Below are 15,002 nucleotides of genomic sequence, written 5' to 3'. Positions count from 1 at the left end.
ATTTTTGAAGTACTCGGTATCTCACTTTTTGAATGCTACGACATGACCGAGAAGCTTTATAATGAAGTGAATGAAATTGTATCGGAGATAAATAACTTTTTAAACGAGGAGAGTTCAGATGAAAGAAAACAAATATGATGATAATATATTTTTTCAAAAATACAGTCAAATGAGTCGCTCGCAGAAAGGACTGGCTGGTGCGGGAGAATGGGAGACTTTGAAAAAGATGCTACCTGATTTTAAGGGTAAGCGTGTGCTTGATTTAGGATGCGGCTATGGATGGCACTGTATATATGCGATGGAAAACGGTGCTTCCTCTGTAGTAGGTGTTGATATTTCTCATAAAATGCTCGAAGTAGCAAAAGGAAAAACCCATTTTCCACAGATTGAATATGAATGCTGTGCCATAGAAGATGTGGATTTCCCAGAGGAGAGCTTTGATGTAATACTAAGTTCGCTTGCGTTTCATTATGTAGCAGACTATGAGAATTTAATAAAAAAGATATATAGGATGCTGAAGGCTGGTGGCAATTTAGTTTTTACAGTTGAACATCCTGTTTTTACTGCTCATGGAACACAAGACTGGTATTATAACGAAAAAGGAGAAATACTGCATTTCCCGGTGGACAATTATTATTATGAGGGCAAACGGACAGCTATGTTTTTGGAAGAAAAGGTTACAAAATATCATAGAACACTGACCACATATCTAAATACACTGCTTTCAAATAGTTTTATAATAAATCAGATTGTGGAGCCACAGCCGCCAGAGAACATGATGGATATTCCGGGGATGGCGGATGAAATGCGACGCCCAATGATGCTGATTGTATCGGCAAAAAAGAAGATGTAATAATATAGAAAAAATAAACGAGGAGTATGTAAATGAGATCAGAAAAAGAAATGATGGATTTAGTACTTTCTTTAGCAGAACAGGATGAACGTATTCGAATTGTGACCCTTGAGGGGTCACGCGCAAATATTAATATACCTAAAGATGAATTTCAGGATTATGATATTACATATTTTGTAAGTGATATAGAACCGTTTATATCTAATGATGACTGGCTTAATCAATTTGGGAATATAATAATGATGCAAAAGCCGGAGGATATGGAATTATTCCCACCTGAAGAAAAGGGATTTTCCTATCTTATGCTATTTGATGATTACAATAAAATTGATCTTACCTTATTGCCCTTGGAAGAGTTAGATAATTACCTAAAGGGCGATAAATTAATAAAGGTTCTAATTGATAAAGATTGTAGAATTAAAAGGGACATAGTTCCGACTGATATAGATTATCATGTAAGAAAGCCAAGCGCAAGGGAGTATGATGATTGCTGCAATGAATTTTGGAATGTAACACCTTATGTTATTAAAGGATTGTGCCGTAAGGAAATTTTATTTGCTATTGATCATTTTAATCAGATTGTTCGCCATGAGCTGCTGAGAATGATATCATGGAAGGTCGGCATCGAAACAGGCTTTAAATTAAGTGTAGGCAAGAACTATAAGTTTATTGAAAGGTATATATCCGAGGATTTGTGGGAGAAACTTTTGTCCACCTACCGGATGGATTCCTATGAAAACATATGGGAAGCATTATTTCTATGCCATCAATTGTTCAGGGCGGTATCCGGTGAGGTGGCGGAAAGGCTTCATTATGCCTATCCGGAGTATGATAGGAATATAACAAAATATACCAGGGACATGTATAAAAAATACACTGGTAAAACCGGCTGCCTGGATAGCACATATGCCGCTGATATAGAAGAGAGGCGGGAACAGTGATTACAGAAATGAAAGCAGGGCACCTGAAAGATATCGATAAACCCAGCGAACCATTTGAGGTGATAGGTAAGATTATACCGAGGTATGAAAACGAGAATTGGACCTTTACAGAATTACTCTATGAAGCGCTATATTTAAAAAGCTACCAAGACGAAGAGGATGAAGAGGATGAGGAGGCAGATTGCCTTGAATATATTGACAATACTGATAAGATAATATATCTTTACTACCAAGACGATAAATGCGTCGGAAAAGTTAAACTGCGAAAAAATTGGAACCGGTACGCTTATATAGAAGATATCGCCGTATGTAAGGATTTCAGGGGGCAAGGCATAGGCAGCGCGCTTATCAATATATCTATAGAATGGGCAAAGCATAAAAACTTGCATGGACTAATGCTTGAAACCCAGGACAATAACCTTATAGCTTGTAAATTCTATCATAATTGTGGTTTCAAAATCGGCTCCGTCGATACTATGTTATACGCCAACTTTGAAAACAACTTTGAAAAAGCTGTTTTCTGGTATTTAAGGTTTTAGAATGCAAGGAACAGTGAATTGGAGTTCGTCTTGTTATAATTAGCTTCTTGGGGTATCTTTAAATACTGTAGAAAAGAGGAAGGAAATAATAAATGGCTAAAATGAGAATATCACCGGAATTGAAAAAACTGATCGAAAAATACCGCTGCGTAAAAGATACGGAAGGAATGTCTCCTGCTAAGGTATATAAGCTGGTGGGAGAAAATGAAAACCTATATTTAAAAATGACGGACAGCCGGTATAAAGGGACCACCTATGATGTGGAACGGGAAAAGGACATGATGCTATGGCTGGAAGGAAAGCTGCCTGTTCCAAAGGTCCTGCACTTTGAACGGCATGATGGCTGGAGCAATCTGCTCATGAGTGAGGCCGATGGCGTCCTTTGCTCGGAAGAGTATGAAGATGAACAAAGCCCTGAAAAGATTATCGAGCTGTATGCGGAGTGCATCAGGCTCTTTCACTCCATCGACATATCGGATTGTCCCTATACGAATAGCTTAGACAGCCGCTTAGCCGAATTGGATTACTTACTGAATAACGATCTGGCCGATGTGGATTGCGAAAACTGGGAAGAAGACACTCCATTTAAAGATCCGCGCGAGCTGTATGATTTTTTAAAGACGGAAAAGCCCGAAGAGGAACTTGTCTTTTCCCACGGCGACCTGGGAGACAGCAACATCTTTGTGAAAGATGGCAAAGTAAGTGGCTTTATTGATCTTGGGAGAAGCGGCAGGGCGGACAAGTGGTATGACATTGCCTTCTGCGTCCGGTCGATCAGGGAGGATATCGGGGAAGAACAGTATGTCGAGCTATTTTTTGACTTACTGGGGATCAAGCCTGATTGGGAGAAAATAAAATATTATATTTTACTGGATGAATTGTTTTAGTACCTAGATTTAGATGTCTAAAAAGCTTTAACTACAAGCTTTTTAGACATCTAATCTTTTCTGAAGTACATCCGCAACTGTCCATACTCTGATGTTTTATATCTTTTCTAAAAGTTCGCTAGATAGAGTTCTATATTAGAGATGTAAAGAGTTTTGGTGAAGAGGTTTGTGAGTATGGCTTTTATAACCAGGGTGCAATGAGAAGCACTAACAGCAGCTAGCTTAAGAACGCATAGGATATACTTTTTATGGAAGTCACAGAGGAGGAATAAAATTTGAACAGGATTAACAGAGTAACCTCTATTCTTATTCAGCTGCAATCAAAAAAAATAATTCCTGCCAAAGAAATTGCACAGCGATTTAATATAAGCTTAAGGACAGTTTACAGAGATATCCGGACACTTGAAGAAGCCGGAATACCAATTGGATCTGAGGCCGGAAAAGGATATTTTCTTGTAGAGGGCTTCCTACTTCCGCCGGTAATGTTTACAGCGGCGGAAGTGGGTGCATTGATTACAGCAGGGAAATTTTTAAATTGCCATGGAGATGAATCATTTATAAAGGATTTTGATTCAGCTATGTATAAAATCAAATCTATTTTGAAGCATGGTGAAAAAAACTATGCACAGGAGTTGGAGAACAGTATTAACGTGTACAGCACATCTGGACAGAAAAATACATTGGCGGATAACGTTATTGCAGCAATTCAGACTGCAATCTGCAATAAAAGGGTAATATCAATTCAATATCCTGCATCAGGAGGGCAAGAACCGGAAAGCAGAATGATAGAGCCTATATCACTGGGGTTTTATGAACAGAACTGGTACTTAATCGGTTTTGCAGGCTAAGAAATGAATATAGGAATTTTCGTGTGGATCGGATTAAAAGCATTTGCATAGAAGAAGAGCTCTGTCAAAGCCATGATGGCTCTTTGGAACAAATATTAAAACAAATGCTTTCATATAAAAAACTATATAATGTAATTCTTAGAGCTGAAAAAGGGGAGACATACAATTCTATCAAGAACAGGTATTCTCTCGGCTTCCTTGAAGAAACCGATTTGGGAAGTAAAATGGAAATCGAATTCCAGACAGATTCCTTTGAGATATTGAGCAAGCAGCTGATTGAATATGGATCAGGCATTGAAATAGTCCAACCTGATGAATTAAAATGCATAACCCGTAAACACCTGGCACAAATTACGAATCACTGCCTAAACTTGATTTAGAGAAAGCGATTGGTCTGTTATGTATTTTTTGTAAGGTTTCATATCCCCTGCTGACATACAGCTGTCAGTGTATTATGATATTCTACTATCAAAAAGGAGGATTGAAAAATATGAAACCAAAGATAATTATGCACACACAAATTAGCCTTGATGGCCGCATTAAAGGCTTTGATAATCCGGAAGTTTACTACCAGGTTGCCGGGGGAATTCATTCGGATGCGGTGCTGTTTGGGTCCAATACTGTTTTTACTGCATTTGAAAAATATCCTGCTGAAACAGAGGCTGATTTTGAGAAAATCATAACAAGCCCGGAGGACCCCAGACCAATAGGAGTCATACCTGACAGCAGAGGTATCTTGAGAAGTCTTCATTGCTTAAGAAATCTTGGATATCTGAAGGAAATTGTCATTCTGGTATCAACTGCCACTCCGAAGGAATATTTGAATTATTTGGAGGAAAGGCATTACCCATATATTGTGTCAGGAAATGATCATGTGGACTATGAAAAAGCCTTTCAGATCCTGCATGAGCAATATGGGTGTAAATACATGCGGACAGACAGTGGCGGTGGATTAACCAACAAATTATTAGAAAACGGACTTATTGATGAAATCAGTCTTGTGATATCACCATGTTTTGTAGGTAATAAAGAAAAACAACTATTTGATAACCTTCTGTTATCTGAAAAAGTTAATTTGGAATTGCAGGGAACAGAGAATGCAGAACATGGCTGTCTGTCATTGCGCTATGCTGTGAAAAATAAGGATTAGTGCAGCATACTTTAAAAAGTGTCTGTTGGGACAGTGTCCTAAAGGAAGCATAAGCTCATGGCTAGCGGCGGTGTTAAAGTAACGGCACTCGGCCCCAATATATAGTTGATATGCCCCTAAGCCTTTGAGGGCAAGGCGGTCAACCGCGCCTTTTCCGGTCCGCATACAGTCGTTCAATGAGGGTATCAAGCTCGGCAATGCGGCGGTGCTTCTCGGTGGTTCGTTTCTTCGCCGCCGTTTTCGGCTAATTCTAATTGATCCGAACTGTAAGGATAAGCAATTATCCGGGGCTAGTTAAGTATCTTAGAGAGGAAGATAAAGATAAGTAAACCAATTTTAAAGTTGTACCGAATAAAGCCTTCAAGAGGACAACATGCTTTTGAAGGCTTTATTGCTTACAATTACTTGGATTGTAACGCAAAAGCAGGCACCAAATCAATGAAAAATAGCCTATCCAGGCGACTGTTTCAGAAATATGGGCTTCCGCCAAGGGGATACCAGTGGGGTGCGACATCTTTTTTGCCCACTCAAGGCATGTGGAGACTATAGTATTGATGTCAAGAAAATAGAATAACAAGTTATAAAAGTGCTGAAATCAATGGCTTTTAGGATTTTCAAAAGAAATCTTAAAATCCACTTTTCTGTTAGAAAAACACCTTGTGGGAACAGTTCAAGTGTATATTATAGCAGGGTGTGTAGACACCATGGATATTTTAGGGGGGGAGTGAACAGGATAGACATATAAAATATATTAAAAAAGAGCTAGCCAAAAATAAATAGGCTAGTTCTTTTAGTTAGAAAGGAAGTTGATCATCATTTGAAAAATCAAATCCTGAATTAAAATCATCAGTAAAATTTTTGTTGTAATCACTGTGGTCGCATAAGATGCCATCTATAAAAAATCTTGTTTTAGCCTCACAAGTTTCGCAGTATCTGGCATTACTTGGGTTATGATGTATTTTACTAATATCATCAAAACCATTAAAATTCTGAGTATGAATTCCTTCACAATCATTATATAAGTTCGTCCCACATATTTTGCAAAACAATGCTCATCAATAAATTCTTCGTTTCCATATTTAGGACAAATTTTTACTTTCATTGTTGATTCATCAAATTATACACCATCATCATATATCATATCTATCTCACCTCTTTCCTGGTTATTTTCTTGTATATGCTCTTTCATGTCAGGACTTGAGGTTGAAATAGAGAAATAAGCATACAGCTTTGTAATAATACAGGTCTGTCTTTTGTATTGGGCTGGATGATATAAAAAATGGTGATATAATGAATTTATTGAAAAAATTTATTTTTCATTTATTTAGAGATGAAATCAATAGAGAAGCACTTAATAGAAGAGAAAAATATATAGGTTAAGCAAAATTTTATAGACTTGTTAGACATTTGTTATATCTCCTTGCTATAATAGTTATAGATTAAGCAAGGAAATTGTTATATGACAAATGAAATATTAAAAATAAATGACTTAAATAAGTCTTTCGTCAAAAGAAAGGTTATTAATAAGTTAGATTTAACTGTCAGTCGAGGAGATATATGGATCTATTGGAGCGAATGGTCAAGGAAAAACGACGACAATCAGAATGATTACGGGTCTAGTTTTCCCTGATTCAGGTGAAATATTAATCAACGGGAAGTCAGTTTTTAATGAAAAGAAAACTTCATTAAAAAATTTAGGTGCCATGGTCGAAGCTCCTAGATTTTATGAAAATCTATCAGGATATGAAAATTTGAAATTAATGGCAAATCCTATTGATAATGTAGGGGAAAAAGAAATACAAGAAGTGCTTGAACTCGTTCATCTAAGTGATAGACAAAAAGATGAGTTTTCTAATTGTTCTTTGGGAATGAAGCAAAGACTAGGAATAGCCAATGCCTTACTTGGAAATTCAGATTTGATTATTCTTGAGGAACCGACAAATGGTCTAGATCCAAATGGAATGGAAGAAATAAATGAACTCATAATTTATCTAGCGAAGACCTTTCAAAAGACTTTTTTTATATCTTCCCATCTTCTTCACGAGATGGAAGGGATATGCAATGCAAGATAGAAATTGATGATATGGAGGGGACATTCCCTACTATCATACCCTTTGGAATGACTGCACTGCTTCCAAATACTAGGCTCCAAACTGAAATTAGAAATAATAACCTCAAAGTTCTTGTTGATAGAGAGTCAACTGATATGCCTAATAGACAAAAAAAGTTTTACAAAAGGCTAACAAGAATTCCAGAGTGCTTAAATATGATGATTTAATTCATATGAAGAGTGAAGAGGGAAGAGAGAAGAGCAGAAGTAAAAGGTATGGAAGTTGTTTATATCTATCACGATCAAATAGATGCAGCTGGGCATGCATCAGAGTCTGGTTTTTTTCTGCCTGTGATAAGGCCATTGTTGAAATAAAGAATCTAGTTAGAATTCTTGTGACTGATTTTTCTGCTGCTAATATTATGATTACCTCAGATCATGGCTTTCTCTATACTTATGAAGAGTTTACTGAGGTTGATAAGATATCTAAAGAAAACTTTGAAGGACTTGTTGAATATGGTAGAAGATATGCAATAATGGGTGAGTCTACTAATCCAAGTTTCTTGATACCCATAAAATTTGTTGATGAAAAATCTGGACTTAAGGGATTTGCACCAAAGCATAATGTTCGTACCAAAAAGCATGGTGGAGGAATTAATTTTGTCCATGGGGGATCTCACTTCAAAAAATGGTTGATTCATTGATTAGATATAGGCATTTAAAAAATGATAATAAAGAATATCTGAGAAATAGGAATGAATATGATGTAAAACCCGTGGAACTTAATATTCTTTCCACAGGAAGAAAAATTAGCAATATGATTTTCAACCTATCTTTATATCAGAGTGAAATGCTTTCTGTAAATAGAGAAGCAGCTAATTTCCTTCTTTACTTTGTTGACGAATATGGAGAAAAAATTTCTGATGAAGTCCGTATTATAGCTGATAAGAATACTGACAATGAATAAGATAGGGTATTTAATGTAACATTCAACTTGAAAGCTGGAAAATATGACAATAAAAAGACTTATAAGCTTGTCATCTATGAAGAGTCAGGTCAAATTCTTCCAAAAAAGATTGAGTTTGCTATAGATATTTCCTTTGCCACAGGTGAATATGATTTCTTTAGTTAATAATTATTATGTACAATCTTGTTTATCTAAATATGTAGATTTTAATATTGACAATTAAAAGCAACTTATGTTTGTATTATAAGGGGGGGATAATTTGAAATTTGTAGAATACAAAGATAGTGAAGATAAGAAAAAATTATTAGAATTTTTAGAAAATGCCGAGTGGAAACCAGGTCCTTTGACAGCTCAGACTATAAAAAATGGGAATTATGAAGAAAAATTTGGGGGTGGTGGTCTTTTCTTTTATTTAGAAGATGATCTTCCACTAGCCTTTGGATCTTTGGTTAAGGAGGATTATATCAAAAAACCAGGACTAGAACCTTGGATTGCTATGATTTATGTCGATCCTAAATCAAGGGGGAGGAGATTATCAGAAAAGATGACCTTATTTTTAGAGAATAAGGCCAAAGAACTAGCTTATGATAAGGTTTATATTATGACACAACACAAGGGACTTTATGAAAAATATGGATATGAACTTCAAGAAATAGTATATGGTAATATTCATGGAGAAGATTATTTGTATAAAAAATCCTTATAAATTATAGTAATAAGGTGAACTTGAATTGGTGTTCATCTCCTATAAATATTAATATAAACCCGATTAAAGAATTTAAATTTTTTAAACAAAGACCCTTTACGAGATAAATGAACTGACCCCAAAAAGTTGGACTCAAAACCAACTTAGAGGAGGTCAGTTTTTTCATGACAAAATATAGTACAGAATTTAAGATGAAAATAGTACAAGAATACTTCAATAAAGAAGGAGGATATAAATATTTAACTGATAAATACCAAATTATGGATACAGAAGAATAAATGCAATGCTTAGAAGAATTGGTCTTGTAATAAACAAGGAAAAAGTTCAAAGACTGGTACAAATAAGTCTGGGAATATACAAGTAAAAAAATTTACTTAAATCCTTTCTTGGATATGTTTAATGGAGAAATCATTAGCTATTCAATAACAACTTCACCATCATTAGAGGCAATAATAACGCCTCCTGAAGAAGGGATAGAAAAGACTTCAGACTGCAAATATAAAAGAATCTTTCATTCGGATCAAGGCTGGGCGTATCAATTAAAACAATATACTAATAGGTTAGAAAATGATGGAATTTTACAGAGTATGTCTAAAAAAGGAAATAGCTTGGATAATTCCCCTATGGAAAATTTCTTTGGGATATTAAAACAAGAAATTTACTATGGTAGAACGTTTAAATCATTTAACGAACTAAAAAAGACAATAGAAGAATATATAAAATATTACAATGAAGATAGAATAAAAGAAGAAGATAGAATAAAAGAAGAAGATAGAATAAAAGAAGAAGATAGAATAAAAGAAAAACTTGGATATTTAAGTCCAGTTGAATATAGGAAATTGAATGCAGCTTAGCTGCGATTTCTCCTAGGGGAAATATGAAGACAAAAAAACCAGAGACAAATATTTCTAAATGGCTCTGGTATAATTTTTATTAAAGCCGTTTTATATCTTCGCTTTATCTCTAACTTATAAAAATATCTATTGGACTAGACCAATAGATATTTTACTAGTATTATTATTTAATATATTTTTGCAATATTTCTTTATATAAGTCTATAAATTTCAAATATCTATCCATATAAACAAATTCATCTACCTTATGGCTTACTTCTATGCCACCTGGTCCATAGATAGCAAAGTCCATTTTTTTATTTTTATTGAAGAAATTTGAACCATCTGTTGTACCTCTTGAAAATGTTGCAGAAACTGGTATCTCTTTTTTCTCTTTGATTTCATTTATAAAATCTTCATTAAATATATCTGGATTGTTAATATTTTCTAATTTGTTAGTGTCAGCACATTGTCTAATTATCTTTATTAATTTTGAATTTGGATTTGATTGTACTGGCATTGAAGATTGAGTTACTTCGAATTTTAAATTTCTATTATCTCCATTAAATTCATCTACTAATTCTTCTATAAAGTCTTTCATCATGTCATTATCAAACTCTGGTATAGTCCTTATATTGCCGCTAAAGCTTGCATTATCAGGTATAGAATTGATTTGAGAGCCACCTTCTATTTGAGTGATGTTAAATATAGTATGTCCAAAAATTTCATTTTCATAATTCTTGCAGATTTCTTCCATCTTATTTTTTAGAATATTTCTAAAATCAAGTAAATTGTCTATGGCGTTTACTCCCATTTCTGGCATTGAAGAGTGTGAAGCAAGGCCTTTTGAAGAAATTTTATAGTTGAATGAACCCATATGTGCATAAGTTATTTGTGAAATATTTCCTAGATAAGCAGGCTCTCCTACTATAAGAGCATCTAAATCATCTGCATATCCTCTATTACTTAAATCTTCAGAACCATACTGACCAATTTCTTCACCTACAGTAAATAAAAGCCTAATCGTACCCTCAAAATTCTCCTCTGCTAGTTCCATAAAAGCGATAGTCATTGCCATAAGACCCGCCTTCATATCAGATGTGCCACGTCCATATAGTTTGTTGCCAACTATTTCTGCACCATATGGATCGTGTTGCCAATCAGAACTCTTGCCCTCGCTTACTACATCCATGTGACCTGTAAGTCCAATTTTTTTACCTTCATTGGAAAATTCTGCTACAAGAGACGCACGATTCTTATCATATTGAATAAGCTCGGTTTTTATATTTTCACCCTTAAGCATATTCATCAAATATTGTGCAACTAAAAGTTCATCACCATTTACTGATTTGATTTTTATAATATCCCTGAGGGCTTGAATTTTTTCTTCCCTATTCATATAATCACTCCTTAAATAATATAATATAAATTTCTTAGCTTATAAGATAATTCTCATCTAGAAGCTTAGTTAGAATTATACAACAGAAAATTTATTTCTAATTATTTATACCCAATTTTATTGACCAGGCAAATTTATACTCTTAAAGTCATCAGAAAATAAATATTATTCACTCTGCTAGGGTTTAAATCTAATAATACCAATAAAGACTAACTATATGAAGTCAAGTAGAAAATAAAAGAATTTTATGAAAGATAGCAAAAGACAATTTAATAAAAATGAGCATGGCAAATAAGCCTTAATAAAAGGCAATTTAAAAAATGAAGTTAAGCTTGAGGAACAAACTGAGTGTTTGTTTTAAGTAATTTCAATATAACTCTGATTAGCTTTTTAGCAACGTGTGTAAGAGCAACGAAGTGGTGTTTACCTTCCTTTCTCTTTCTCTGATAATAATCTTTAAAGTATGGATCCCTCATAGCTATTAACCTAGAAGCATTGAGGATAGCCCATCTAAGATAAGGCGAGCCACGTTTAACCATAGAAACACCCGTAGCGATAAATTTACCAGACTGATGAGTGGCTGGATCAAGGCCAGCAAAAGCTTGTAGCTGAGCAGGAGTATCAAATCGATTGATGTCAACAATCTCAGCTAAAATAATAGAACCAAGATTGTAAGAAATACCAGGAATAGATAAAATAGGAGAGTTTAATTCAATCATAATATCTTTTATCTTAGCATCTAGTTCATCAATTTTAGAAGAATAAAAATTAATCATATCAATCGTTTGAACAAGTTCAAAACTACTTGCAGGCTTAATTCCAAAATTTGAGAAACTGATTGCAACAATTCGTTCAAGAGAAATATCAGCAAGTATAATATTGCAAGCACAATCTCAATTAAAAGCAATCTATAAAGACCATGCAGATACAATAGTTGGTAACTGCGACTCTACACTTTTTCTAGGAGGAAAAGAAAAAACAACAGTAAAAGAATTATCAGAAACCTTAGGAAAAGAAACCATAGACCTATATAACACATCAGAAACAAGATCAAATCAAAAATCTTTTGGACTAAATTACCAAAAAACTGGCAAGGAACTTATGAGCCAAGATGAAATAACTGTAATGGATGGTGGTAAGTGTATATACCAACTAAGAGGAGTAAGACCTTTCTTATCTGATAAATTTGATATTACAAAGCATAAGAATTATAAGTTATTGGAAGATTATGATAAGAGAAACTTGTTTGATGTGGAAGAGTATTTAACAAATAGAGACAAGGTAAAGTTACATTCAAGTTATAAAATAAATAGGTTAAACATTTGAGTTTATGGAGAAAGCAAAATGTGTGAAAATAGAAAAATTATCCCTGTGAATTAAACATGAAAGTTGAAGATTCTGAGATTAAAGGGATAAAGAAATATATAGAGACTAGCATTAGAGAAAAAATTTCTCCTGAAGATAGATTAAATATTACAACAATTCAGGAAGTTAATAAAAATCGTGAAAATGATATAAGATCATTCATTAAACTTACAGCAGCCATAGCATCAATAATATTTGTATTAAATATAACTAATGGATACTCTTCTATAAATCTAAGTCTAATGAGTAGAAAAAAGGAAATAGGAAGCCTTTATTCTTGTGGAATGGATTTAAATGAACTTAAAAAACTTACGAGAAGGAATTTATAGGAGAACAAATAAAATCCTTTATAATTTCTATATTAATAAGTCTAGGAGTTATGATTATTATATCTCTATCCTCTTCTAGCTTGACTATTTTAAATCTTATTAAGTATTATGACTATAAGTTATTTATAGGATTTTCCCTAGTAGTATATGGTATTAACTTAGTGATCTATCATTTTTCATTAAAGAGGATACTAGAAAGACCAACCATTGATTTAATTAGAACAATTTAATTTTGAAAAGTATTGGGTAGCTATTAGAAAAAGATGAACCTGTGGATCTCAACTTTTGAAGTTATATTAATATTGACGAGTTTATTGTTTTAATATTTGGGTAAAATATTATATAATGAATTTAAAAAACTTTTGAAGTTATATTTGGATTTATTTTAAAGGAGGATTTTATGAAGCTTTATTATGCTCCGGGTACATGTGCTGTATCCATATGGATTGCTCTTCATTGGTTAGGAGCAGATTTTGAGACAGAAAGAGTTAAGTTGGGATCTTATGAATACAAGAAGATCAATCCCTCTGGAGCGGTTCCTGCTCTTGATACGGGAGATGGAAATATAAAAACCCAAGCAGGTGCAATATTATCATATATTGCAGATAAGTACAAAGAAAAAGATTTAGGACCAGACGAAGGTCTTGAAGATGAATTTTTATTTAATCAGATTTCAGCATTTTTGTCTGCAGACTATCATCCAGCTTTTTGGCCAATGTTTGGCCCTGAAAATTACACAACAAGTAGAGATGAGAAAGATTTAGAGAAGGTTGTTGAAGCTGCATATAAAAAAATTGATAGCGTTGCAATAATTTTGGACAATATGCTTGAGGGAAAGACTCATATTTACAAGAATAAAAGAACAGTTCTTGATGCCTATGCTTATATTTTAAGCCGTTGGCTTTCAAAGACACCAAAGTCTTGGACTGAATATCCAAATTTAAAGAAGTTTATGGAAACTATGGAAAATGACGAGGAAGTTCAAAATATTATAGAACTTTCTACAAAAGAAATTTAATAGGTCTTTAAAAGACTTTTTACTAGGTTTTAGCATGATCTTTTAAAAAATTAAACTTAAATTCATGCTAAAAATTTTTACAAAAAACAAACATCTAATTAGATATATTTAGGGAGGGCTTTATGAAAATTGGATTGATTGTAGGTTCTTTAAGAAAAGAATCGTGGAATAAGTTGGTAGCATTAACAGCAAAGGAATTATTTCCAGAGGATGTGGAAGCAAATATTATTGATATTTCAAATGTTCCACTATATAATCAAGATTTGGACGAAGATGAGCCAAATGAAAATTTTAAAAAAATAAGAGAAGAGGTAAAAAAATATGATGGTTTTATTTTCTTCACACCAGAATACAACAGAAGTTACACACCCGCAATAAAAAATGTAATCGATGTAGTATCAAGAGATCCAGAAGGCAGTGGATTTAAGAAAAAGCCGGCAGCAGTTTTTAGTGCATCCATTGGTGGATTTGGAGCGATGGCAGCAAATCACGCACTTCGTCAATCCTTTATTTATGTGGATTTGATTCCTATGCAACAACCAGAAGTTTATCTATCAAAGGTTCAAGATCTTTTTGATGAAGACAAAAAAATGGTCGAAGGAACTAGAGAGTTTTTAGAGAAGGCTGTTCTTAGTTTTGTTGAGCACGCAAAATTAATAAATAGAAAATAATTATATTAATAAAAACATCAATTTATTTAAATTAATTAAAAAGCTTTAGCCAAAGTTATTAAAACGGAAATTTCAAGTTGAAGTTAGCCACTTATCGTAAACAATGTGTTACCTACTAACTTACTGTATTGGTCTATCTAGTCAGTGCTTGACAATGAGCTGAGGCATGATAGGTCATTCCAAGGCTGGCTTCTGCCAGCTTCCCAGGCTTTCAATCATGCTGAAGGAGGCTCGTTGTCAAGCACTGACGAGTCCTTCCTCTTGTCTTGCTTTTTTGAAGGCTTTAGTAAAGACTTCATGAGGTGTTTGATAACCTAATATTTTCCTAGGATAATCATTCATCCATTGTTGTATTCTCAAACAATCCCTTTGAGTTAAGTCACTCATAGAGTTACCTTTTGGAATGAAACGACGAATGAATTTATGTTGATTCTCACTCGTTCCTC

The 15,002-nt window shown here is 33.8% G+C and carries 18 protein-coding genes and 4 pseudogenes; 19 read left to right on the top strand and 3 right to left on the bottom strand.

Annotation, left to right across the window (positions count from 1 at the left end):
* From B5D12_RS10130 to B5D12_RS09470, 15 genes and pseudogenes are all read left to right on the top strand, one after another.
* Nucleotides 1–138, top strand: a pseudogene (locus tag B5D12_RS10130) (nucleotidyltransferase domain-containing protein); the annotation flags it as partial.
* A complete protein-coding gene (locus B5D12_RS09555) occupies nucleotides 119–853 on the top strand; it encodes a class I SAM-dependent methyltransferase (protein ID WP_000662263.1) in 735 nt (244 codons plus the stop codon). The pseudogene B5D12_RS10130 and the gene B5D12_RS09555, both read left to right, overlap by 20 nt.
* 32 nt (nucleotides 854–885) lie before the next feature.
* Nucleotides 886–1,794 (top strand): aminoglycoside nucleotidyltransferase ANT(6)-Ia, encoded by a 909-nt coding sequence (locus B5D12_RS09550; RefSeq protein WP_001255866.1) that lies wholly within the window; start codon nucleotides 886–888, stop codon nucleotides 1,792–1,794.
* Nucleotides 1,791–2,333: a streptothricin N-acetyltransferase Sat4 gene (sat4, locus tag B5D12_RS09545; RefSeq protein ID WP_024410018.1), complete on the top strand. Its 543-nt coding sequence runs from the start codon at nucleotides 1,791–1,793 to the stop codon at nucleotides 2,331–2,333. Before B5D12_RS09550 ends, sat4 begins: the two co-directional genes overlap by 4 nt.
* Nucleotides 2,334–2,425: 92 nt before the next feature.
* Nucleotides 2,426–3,220: an aminoglycoside O-phosphotransferase APH(3')-IIIa gene (gene aph(3')-IIIa / locus B5D12_RS09540; protein ID WP_001096887.1), complete on the top strand. Its 795-nt coding sequence runs from the start codon at nucleotides 2,426–2,428 to the stop codon at nucleotides 3,218–3,220.
* 275 nt (nucleotides 3,221–3,495) lie between these two features.
* On the top strand, nucleotides 3,496–4,068 hold the full coding sequence (locus B5D12_RS10750) for a helix-turn-helix transcriptional regulator (RefSeq protein WP_001079938.1): 573 nt from the start codon (nucleotides 3,496–3,498) through the stop codon (nucleotides 4,066–4,068).
* 23 nt (nucleotides 4,069–4,091) lie between these two features.
* Nucleotides 4,092–4,448, top strand: coding sequence for a WYL domain-containing protein (locus B5D12_RS10745; protein ID WP_000374054.1), 357 nt, complete (start codon nucleotides 4,092–4,094; stop codon nucleotides 4,446–4,448).
* Nucleotides 4,449–4,558: 110 nt separating this feature from the next.
* Nucleotides 4,559–5,218, top strand: a complete 660-nt coding sequence (locus tag B5D12_RS09520) for a dihydrofolate reductase family protein (protein WP_000802831.1) — start codon at nucleotides 4,559–4,561, stop codon at nucleotides 5,216–5,218.
* Nucleotides 5,219–6,822: 1,604 nt separating this feature from the next.
* Nucleotides 6,823–7,290: an ATP-binding cassette domain-containing protein gene (locus B5D12_RS09505; RefSeq protein ID WP_234982961.1), complete on the top strand. Its 468-nt coding sequence runs from the start codon at nucleotides 6,823–6,825 to the stop codon at nucleotides 7,288–7,290.
* Between the two features lie 160 nt (nucleotides 7,291–7,450).
* Nucleotides 7,451–7,972 (top strand): annotated as a pseudogene (locus tag B5D12_RS10740) (PglZ domain-containing protein); the annotation flags it as partial.
* Nucleotides 7,957–8,235, top strand: a complete 279-nt coding sequence (locus tag B5D12_RS09490; protein ID WP_078756590.1) for a hypothetical protein — start codon at nucleotides 7,957–7,959, stop codon at nucleotides 8,233–8,235. The pseudogene B5D12_RS10740 and the gene B5D12_RS09490, both read left to right, overlap by 16 nt.
* A 259-nt stretch (nucleotides 8,236–8,494) precedes the next feature.
* Nucleotides 8,495–8,941, top strand: a complete 447-nt coding sequence (locus tag B5D12_RS09485) for a GNAT family N-acetyltransferase (protein ID WP_078756589.1) — start codon at nucleotides 8,495–8,497, stop codon at nucleotides 8,939–8,941.
* 164 nt (nucleotides 8,942–9,105) lie between these two features.
* Nucleotides 9,106–9,219 carry an IS3 family transposase gene (locus B5D12_RS09480; RefSeq protein ID WP_143412090.1) on the top strand — a complete coding sequence of 38 codons (114 nt, stop codon included), beginning with the start codon at nucleotides 9,106–9,108 and terminating at the stop codon, nucleotides 9,217–9,219.
* 5 nt (nucleotides 9,220–9,224) lie between these two features.
* A complete protein-coding gene (locus B5D12_RS10685; RefSeq protein ID WP_078756588.1) occupies nucleotides 9,225–9,305 on the top strand; it encodes a hypothetical protein in 81 nt (26 codons plus the stop codon).
* A gap of 4 nt (nucleotides 9,306–9,309) precedes the next feature.
* Nucleotides 9,310–9,795 carry a transposase gene (locus B5D12_RS09470; protein ID WP_407645214.1) on the top strand — a complete coding sequence of 162 codons (486 nt, stop codon included), beginning with the start codon at nucleotides 9,310–9,312 and terminating at the stop codon, nucleotides 9,793–9,795.
* Between the two features lie 163 nt (nucleotides 9,796–9,958).
* On the opposite strand, the gene B5D12_RS09465 is transcribed toward B5D12_RS09470, so the two are convergent.
* Nucleotides 9,959–11,173, bottom strand: a complete 1,215-nt coding sequence (locus B5D12_RS09465) for an ArgE/DapE family deacylase (RefSeq protein ID WP_078756587.1) — start codon at nucleotides 11,171–11,173, stop codon at nucleotides 9,959–9,961.
* A gap of 326 nt (nucleotides 11,174–11,499) precedes the next feature.
* Nucleotides 11,500–11,949: a transposase gene (locus B5D12_RS09460; protein ID WP_078756586.1), complete on the bottom strand. Its 450-nt coding sequence runs from the start codon at nucleotides 11,947–11,949 to the stop codon at nucleotides 11,500–11,502.
* 34 nt (nucleotides 11,950–11,983) lie between these two features.
* Between B5D12_RS09460 and B5D12_RS09455 the strand changes: the two are divergent.
* The 4 genes and pseudogenes from B5D12_RS09455 to B5D12_RS09440 form a co-directional block, all read left to right on the top strand.
* Nucleotides 11,984–12,499: pseudogene (locus tag B5D12_RS09455) on the top strand (type IV secretory system conjugative DNA transfer family protein); the annotation flags it as partial.
* A gap of 56 nt (nucleotides 12,500–12,555) precedes the next feature.
* The gene (locus B5D12_RS10310; protein WP_200803027.1) at nucleotides 12,556–12,867 is read left to right on the top strand and encodes an ABC transporter permease family protein; all 312 of its coding nucleotides are present in this window, start codon (nucleotides 12,556–12,558) and stop codon (nucleotides 12,865–12,867) included.
* Between the two features lie 400 nt (nucleotides 12,868–13,267).
* Nucleotides 13,268–13,885: a glutathione S-transferase family protein gene (locus tag B5D12_RS09445; RefSeq protein WP_078756585.1), complete on the top strand. Its 618-nt coding sequence runs from the start codon at nucleotides 13,268–13,270 to the stop codon at nucleotides 13,883–13,885.
* A gap of 122 nt (nucleotides 13,886–14,007) precedes the next feature.
* Nucleotides 14,008–14,556, top strand: a complete 549-nt coding sequence (locus B5D12_RS09440) for an NADPH-dependent FMN reductase (protein ID WP_078756584.1) — start codon at nucleotides 14,008–14,010, stop codon at nucleotides 14,554–14,556.
* 237 nt (nucleotides 14,557–14,793) lie between these two features.
* On the opposite strand, the pseudogene B5D12_RS09435 reads toward B5D12_RS09440, so the two are convergent.
* Nucleotides 14,794–15,002: pseudogene (locus B5D12_RS09435) on the bottom strand (IS30 family transposase); the annotation flags it as partial.

The sequence above is a fragment of the Globicatella sulfidifaciens DSM 15739 genome (genome assembly GCF_900167405.1).
In the GTDB taxonomy this organism is placed as follows: Bacteria; Bacillota; Bacilli; order Lactobacillales; family Aerococcaceae; genus Globicatella; species Globicatella sulfidifaciens.
The sequence above is the reverse complement of the archived record's forward strand: the minus strand, read 5'-3'. Positions and strand labels throughout refer to the sequence as shown.

What these genes read in the sequence shown, in the direction of transcription:
- B5D12_RS09460 (WP_078756586.1), bottom strand. Translation starts at nt 11,949, where the DNA reads ATGATTAATTTTTATTCTTCTAAAATTGATGAACTAGATGCTAAGATA.
- B5D12_RS10685 (WP_078756588.1), top strand. Translation starts at nt 9,225, where the DNA reads ATGCTTAGAAGAATTGGTCTTGTAATAAACAAGGAAAAAGTTCAAAGA.
- B5D12_RS09550 (WP_001255866.1), top strand. Translation starts at nt 886, where the DNA reads ATGAGATCAGAAAAAGAAATGATGGATTTAGTACTTTCTTTAGCAGAA.
- B5D12_RS09555 (WP_000662263.1), top strand. Translation starts at nt 119, where the DNA reads ATGAAAGAAAACAAATATGATGATAATATATTTTTTCAAAAATACAGT.
- B5D12_RS09490 (WP_078756590.1), top strand. Translation starts at nt 7,957, where the DNA reads ATGGTTGATTCATTGATTAGATATAGGCATTTAAAAAATGATAATAAA.
- B5D12_RS09505 (WP_234982961.1), top strand. Translation starts at nt 6,823, where the DNA reads ATGATTACGGGTCTAGTTTTCCCTGATTCAGGTGAAATATTAATCAAC.
- B5D12_RS09465 (WP_078756587.1), bottom strand. Translation starts at nt 11,173, where the DNA reads ATGAATAGGGAAGAAAAAATTCAAGCCCTCAGGGATATTATAAAAATC.
- B5D12_RS09480 (WP_143412090.1), top strand. Translation starts at nt 9,106, where the DNA reads ATGACAAAATATAGTACAGAATTTAAGATGAAAATAGTACAAGAATAC.
- B5D12_RS09445 (WP_078756585.1), top strand. Translation starts at nt 13,268, where the DNA reads ATGAAGCTTTATTATGCTCCGGGTACATGTGCTGTATCCATATGGATT.
- B5D12_RS09520 (WP_000802831.1), top strand. Translation starts at nt 4,559, where the DNA reads ATGAAACCAAAGATAATTATGCACACACAAATTAGCCTTGATGGCCGC.
- B5D12_RS09440 (WP_078756584.1), top strand. Translation starts at nt 14,008, where the DNA reads ATGAAAATTGGATTGATTGTAGGTTCTTTAAGAAAAGAATCGTGGAAT.
- B5D12_RS10310 (WP_200803027.1), top strand. Translation starts at nt 12,556, where the DNA reads ATGAAAGTTGAAGATTCTGAGATTAAAGGGATAAAGAAATATATAGAG.